Annotated in this window: 3 protein-coding genes; 2 read left to right on the top strand and 1 reads right to left on the bottom strand. The window is 35.3% G+C overall.

Annotated features, from left to right (window positions below; genetic code table 11):
* Positions 1-2680: outer membrane beta-barrel protein (locus ACSSV5_RS10570; RefSeq protein ID WP_454245845.1), on the bottom strand; the 2680-nt coding region annotated here is incomplete at its 3' end.
* Positions 2681-2851: 171 nt separating this feature from the next.
* On the opposite strand from ACSSV5_RS10570, the gene ACSSV5_RS10565 reads away from it, so the two are divergent.
* Together ACSSV5_RS10565 and ACSSV5_RS10560 are read left to right on the top strand one after the other, a co-directional pair.
* Positions 2852-3841 carry an aspartate-semialdehyde dehydrogenase gene (locus ACSSV5_RS10565; protein ID WP_454245844.1) on the top strand — a complete coding sequence of 330 codons (990 nt, stop codon included), beginning with the start codon at positions 2852-2854 and terminating at the stop codon, positions 3839-3841.
* A 120-nt stretch (positions 3842-3961) separates the two neighbouring features.
* Positions 3962-6568, top strand: a complete 2607-nt coding sequence (locus ACSSV5_RS10560) for a T9SS-dependent M36 family metallopeptidase (RefSeq protein ID WP_454245843.1) — start codon at positions 3962-3964, stop codon at positions 6566-6568.
* Positions 6569-6623 lie beyond the last annotated feature (55 nt).

The following is a 6623-nucleotide window of genomic DNA, read 5'->3' as shown; positions in this document are numbered from 1 at the left end:
TGGTGTCTTGTATAAAATCGTCTCCTGTGGTTCTTTGTGTGTTGATGTTTTGGTCTAAAAGGTCGTAAACTTTAAATTTAACGATGGCTTTTTCATCGGCAAAGGTGTAACCAAGACTGACATTCCACAACAAAAAATCAGAGTCAAAATCTGAACTGATATTACCGAGTTTGGTGAAGGTGATGTCGTTGCCAAAGGTGACGTTTTTAGGCCAATAGGTTGTTAACTCCATCCCGAAATTAAGATTTGTAAATTCTTCGTCGAGGCTTTGTTGAAGGTTGTATGTGGTGATGTTGTGTGTGATTCCAAACTCAGGTTCAATATTGATGAGGTCTTCAATTTCGTATCTAAAATCGATTGATGGAGAAAATCTGTAAGATTCGCTTCTAAAGTTTTGGGCATTTGAAAACCCGAGGTTTTTGTTGTAAATAAAGCTGAAGTTACCACCAGCTGTAATGTTTTCGCGGTCGTTTTGATTTTTTGACTTTTTGAGGCTTTTGTCAATATAAAAATTCAAATTGGCATTTTGTCCACCGCTGAGGTTGGTGTAGGTGGTTGTCCTGACCAAATTGTCGTCAGTTGTGGTTACGGAAACGACTTGGTCTTCATTGTAACTGTAGTATGAGTAAAAACCGTAGCCACTTCGGGTTTTAAAATCATATTTTCTATAACTTAAACTAAAGTTATGCACTACTGAGGCGTCTAAGTTTGGATTCCCTAACGTAATGTTTAGCGGATTGGTTTGGATAGTAACGGGTTGCAATTGGCTTACGCTTGGAATTCGAGTCGAGTTATTGAACCAAGAGGATAGACGTGATTTGTTTTTAAATCGATAAGCAATATAACCGCTGTAAGCAAAAACATTGAAGTCATTATTGAAGTTGACGTCTTGAATTAAATTGTTGGTTTTGAGTTCGGTCCGGTTAAGTCCGCCACTTACACTTACCGTTAAAGTATCGTCGTCAAAACGCACTCCTGCTTTAGGAATATGCTTATTCGCCCTAACTGTAAATGCGTTACTCAAGTCTTCATTTAAGCTTGAAAATTCTCCTGTATTTTCATCAAAATCAAACACATTTCGTTCAGATTTTTCACTTTCGCTGACATATTCATAAGTCAAGCTGTAGAATAAATCATCGAACAAAAGGTTTCTATAACTTCCTGTAATACTGTATTCATCACGGTGAGAGTTGTTTTGAATGTTTTGATTTTGAATTTCAGTATTGGGATTGTCGCCAAAAATTTCTCTAATGGAGTTAAAAAAGCTGTTGTTTTCTGAATTGGTATTAGTATTTCTAAAACGTAAAGACGCGTAAGCACCTTTGGTTTTTAATTTTCTAGAAACAGATAGATTATTGCTGAAAGTTTTATTGTCAAATTCTGATGTGTTTTCTGTATTGAGTTCATTAATTTGCTCTCCGTCACTATTTAAAGATTCCGAAAAAGAAGAAGTTTCATTATCTCCCGATGAAATATTGATGTTGGGTCTAATCGAAATTCGAGTTAAGGTGTCTGGTTTTATGCTGTAGTTAATAGTTCCACGATGAGAGTCAGAACGATTGGTCGATGCATTTTCAGAATTGGTAAAAAAGGTTCTGTCAGGCAAAATATTTTCTCGACGTGTTGAAGTTTCATTTCGGGTTTTGTTAGAACCAAAAAAGTAGCTCGATTCTAATTCTTGATTGTTAGACCATTCGTCAGCATAGCTTACGCCAACATTATCAGATTTTGTGATGCCACTATTACCCCCAAAATTTATTCCATTAATTCCAAAACTTCCATTTGAATTGCTTGTTACTCTTCTCACGTTACCCATCATATCAAAGACTTCATCAAAGCTAAACCCTGGACTATTAATGTTGTTAGAGCCAGCTATAACACTGATGCGTGTTTTGTCTTTAAAGTAATTTCCAAAACCGCTCATAGCATATCGACCATCTGTGCCACCACCAAGGGTCAATCTTGAAAATATGCCTTTGTTTTTGTCTTCATCTATGGTGATGTTGATGGTTTTGTTTTCGGCATCGCCATCTTCGCCAGTAAATTCTTGCTGTTTGGTTTTGGTATCGACTACTTGTATTTTTTCAATGATAGATTTAGGTAAATTTTTTGTGGCGATTTTCGGGTCGTCGCCAAAGAAGGATTTACCGTTGACTAAAATACGTTGAACTGGTTTTCCGTTTACTGTTATATTGCCACTGGCATCAACTTTAAGACCTGGTAATTTTTTAAGTAAAGCTTCAAGGTTTGCACCGTCGCGAGTTTTAAACGAAGACGCATTAAACTCTAAGGTATCTTTTTTGAAAACAATAGGTGAGCGGTTGACTGTCACGGTAACTTCGTCTAACTCATCAGTTGTTGAGTTTAAGAAAACAGTGCCAATATCAATAGGAGAATTTTTGATATTAATGGTTTGCTGATAAGTTTTCATGCCCGTATAACTCACGTTTAAATTGAGTAGCGTGTCTTTGGTAAAATCTTCAATTTCAAAATAACCGTTTTGGTCTGTAATAGAATAAGACACCATTGTAGAATCTTTAAGGCGTTCGAGATAAACCGTAGAAGAAATAAGCACTTCTTGACTTATACTGTCTTTTACGATGCCACTAATTTTAAAAGAATTTTGGGAATACGAGAATAAAAAGCTAAAAACTAAGACAATAGAAAAAAAGTACTTCATAAAAAGATATATAATGCAAAAAGTTAGTTTTGACTTTAAAACATAATTATATACGATTAAAAAATCATTTAATTACATCCATAAACTCAGGTTAGACATTGATAAATTAAGTTAAGGCTTGTGCAATAATACCAAAAAGCATTTTACATTTGCACTTTTAAAGTTAAAATTATGAATATAGCAGTTGTAGGTGCTACCGGAATGGTTGGTCGAGTAATGCTTAAAGTTTTAGAAGAAAGAAACTTCCCAGTTTCAAAATTGTTGCCTGTCGCTTCAGAGCGTTCGGTTGGCAAATCCATAAAGTTTAAAGGAAAAGAGGTGAACATAATCAGTATGGAAGATGCTTTAGCTCAAAAACCTGATATCGCTTTGTTTTCAGCTGGTGGACAAACCTCTTTAGATTGGGCGCCAAAATTTGCTGAGGCGGGCACAACCGTGATAGACAATTCTTCAGCTTGGCGGATGCACGAGAACATAAAACTTGTTGTGCCAGAAATCAACGCCCACGAGTTGACTAAAAATGATAAAATCATTGCAAACCCTAATTGCTCTACCATTCAGTTGGTTATGGCGCTTAAGCCACTGCACGATGCTTTTAAAATTAAACGCGTTATTGTTTCCACGTATCAATCTATTACTGGTACTGGCGTTAAAGCCGTAAAACAATTAGAAAACGAATATCAAGATGCAAAAGGTGAGATGGCTTATCCGTATCCCATTCATAAAAATGCTTTACCACATTGTGATGTGTTTTTAGACAACGACTATACCAAAGAAGAAATGAAACTCACTCATGAAACCAAAAAAATTCTTTCAGACGACAGGGTCAATGTTGTGGCTACAGCGGTAAGAATTCCAGTCGTTGGTGGACATTCAGAATCTGTCAATCTGGAGTTTGAAAAGCCTTTTGAAATGACTGAAGTCAGAGAAAAACTAAGTAATTTTAATGGTATTACACTTCAAGACAACCCGAGCACAAATACTTATCCTATGCCAATTTATGCAGAAGGTAAAGACGAGGTTTTTGTGGGACGCTTGAGACGGGATTTTAGTATTAAAAATGGTTTAAACCTTTGGATTGTTGCCGATAACTTGAGAAAAGGAGCAGCAACCAATGCGGTTCAAATTGCAGAATACGTTGAGAAAAATTTGCTTTTGTAAGTTTTACTTTAACAGTTAATCACGTAAGTTTTGTAATTAAACATATCTTTAAACTACATAATTAACACTTGTTAGTTTGGGTAATAAAGAATTTATAATATTTTTACAAAAAAATATAATATGCGAAATTTATTACTATTATTAACACTTTGTTTTGTCGGTACTTTACAGGCTCAAAATCATAGATCTGTTATATCAAGTTACTTTGATAATAATATTGAAAAGTTAGAATTTAATCTTTCAGATGTAGAGGATTTTATCATAACAGATCAATCTTACTCTAAAAGTATGAAACTTGATATGGTTTATGTTCAGCAAGCCTATCAAAACACACCTATTTTAAATGCAATTGCAAGTTTTGCTATTAAGAATAATCGTGTAGTCAACCTCAATCATTCATTTATTTCTGAGATTAATCAAAAAGTTGAAACATCTACCTCAGTTTTAAATGCTGAAGATGCTATTTATACAGCAATTAGCAATTTAGAGCTCAACACAAGTTTTAGTGACATTCAATTGGTAGAAACGATTTCTAATCAAGAACTTGTCTTTGAGTCTGAAAGTTTATCAAGTGAAGTGATTCCTGTTAAGTTAATGTATGTTTTAACTGAAAGCAATAAATTAAGATTAGCTTGGGATTTAAGTATTTTAACCCGAGATGAAAACCATTGGTGGAGTATGTCAGTTGACGCTAACACTGGAGAAATTTTAAGACAAAACGATTGGATGTTGAGTTGCAATTTCGATAATTATCACTTTATTAATAAATCTAATAACACACAAGATTTTGAAAATAAAGAAAATTCCACCCTAAGTTTTGTTACAGATGGATCTCAATATCGTGCTTATCCATTAGGCATAGAATCTCCTAATCACGGGGCAAGAGTGTTATTAACTGAACCAGCTGATCCAACGGCTTCTCCGTTTGGTTGGCATGACACAGATGGTATTGCAGGAGCAGAATTTACAACCACACAAGGCAACAATGTATTAGCTAGTGAGGACAGAGATGCTGATGACTTACCAGGGTATTCTCCAGACGGCGGTGCAAATTTGAATTTTGACTTCACCGTAGGTAGTTTACCCGCTACAATGAATGAAGATGCAGCAATAACCAATTTATTTGTATGGAATAACTATATGCATGACATTTGGTCTAGTTATGGTTTTGACGAAGCTTCGGGCAACTTTCAGCAAACTAACTACTCAGGTCAAGGTGCTGGGAATGATTTTGTTATGGCTGATGCTCAAGATGGTTTGGGTTTCAATAATGCTAATTTTTCAACACCTCCCGAAGGATTTAGCCCAAGAATGCAAATGTTTTTATGGACACCACCAGGACCACCTAACGACCCATTAACTATAAATTCACCTTCTGATATTGCTGGAGATTACCCAGGTCTCGAAGCCAATTTTGGCTCTGGATTAACACCAACACCGATAACAGCAGATTTAGCACTAATAGAAGATGACAATAGTAGTACGACATCAACAGACACCTATGATGCTTGTGATATTATCACTAATGGAGGTAATCTCAATGGTAAAATTGTTGTGATAAGAAGAGGTGATTGCTTGTTTGTGGATAAAATACAAGCGGCTCAGGACAATGGAGCAATTGCCGTTATTATGGTAAACAATGTTGCTGGAGATCCAATTATTATGGGCGGTGACTCAAATACTATTAATATTCCGTCTATAATGATTTCTATGGCTGACGGTACACCGATTATAAATAAACTCTTAAATGGAGAAACTATTAACGTTTCATTAGCAAACACAGGTCCTTATTTGGTTGATGGTGATTTTGATAATGGCGTTGTGTCTCATGAATTTGGACATGGAATATCTACACGTTTAACAGGTGGTCCTCAGCAAAGTAACTGTCTGTTTAACGATGAGCAAATGGGTGAAGGTTGGAGCGATTGGTTTGGTCTTATGATGACTATGCAACCTACTGACACCCCTGAAAAACCAAGAGGTTATGCAACTTTTGCCATTAGTCAACCTACAGCTGGAGGAGGCATAAGACCTTTTCCATACTCTACTGACTTTTCAGTAAACCCAGCAACCTATGATTTAACAAATAATCCTAATATTTCAATGCCTCATGGTGTTGGATTTGTATGGGCAACCATGCTTTGGGATTTAACTTGGGAATTGATAGATCAATATGGTTTTGACCCTGATTTAGTAAATGGAAATGGAGGGAATAATATAGCAATGCAACTTGTTGTTGATGGTTTAAAACTACAAACTTGTAACCCTGGTTTTGTAAATGGTAGAAGTGCCATTTTACAAGCAGATATACAAACTAATGGTGGTGCTAATCTATGCTATATTTGGAAAGTTTTTGCCAACAGAGGTTTAGGGCTAAGTGCAAGTCAAGGTTCTCAATTTAATAGGAGCGATCAAGTAGAAGCATTTGATTTACCTCCTACAATTACGTTGCCATGTGCCAACGCTGAAGTTGCTGAATTCAATCAGAACTCATTAAAAATATATCCAAATCCAGCTGTTGATGTTTTAAATATTGAAAGCCTACAAAAAACTATTGGCAATGCTAATCTAAAGATTTACGATTTGAATGGAAGATTAATATTAAATCAAGCAATGAATTTTGACAATAAACAGCAAATTAATATCTCAGAGTTAAGTTCTGGAGTTTATGTTCTCAAAATTGAGAATTCTCGAGCTAATATTTCTAAGAAATTAATAGTTAATTAATCATAGGATATAACCATAATAAAAAGCTGAATTTGTTTTAAATTCAGCTTTTATT

The sequence above is a fragment of the Psychroflexus sp. MBR-150 genome, assembly GCF_053628795.1.
This window is presented reverse-complemented; position numbering and strand designations above follow the sequence as displayed.

Coding starts and splice junctions, on each gene's coding strand:
- ACSSV5_RS10565 (WP_454245844.1), top strand. CDS start 2,852: ATGAATATAGCAGTTGTAGGTGCTACCGGAATGGTTGGTCGAGTAATG.
- ACSSV5_RS10560 (WP_454245843.1), top strand. CDS start 3,962: ATGCGAAATTTATTACTATTATTAACACTTTGTTTTGTCGGTACTTTA.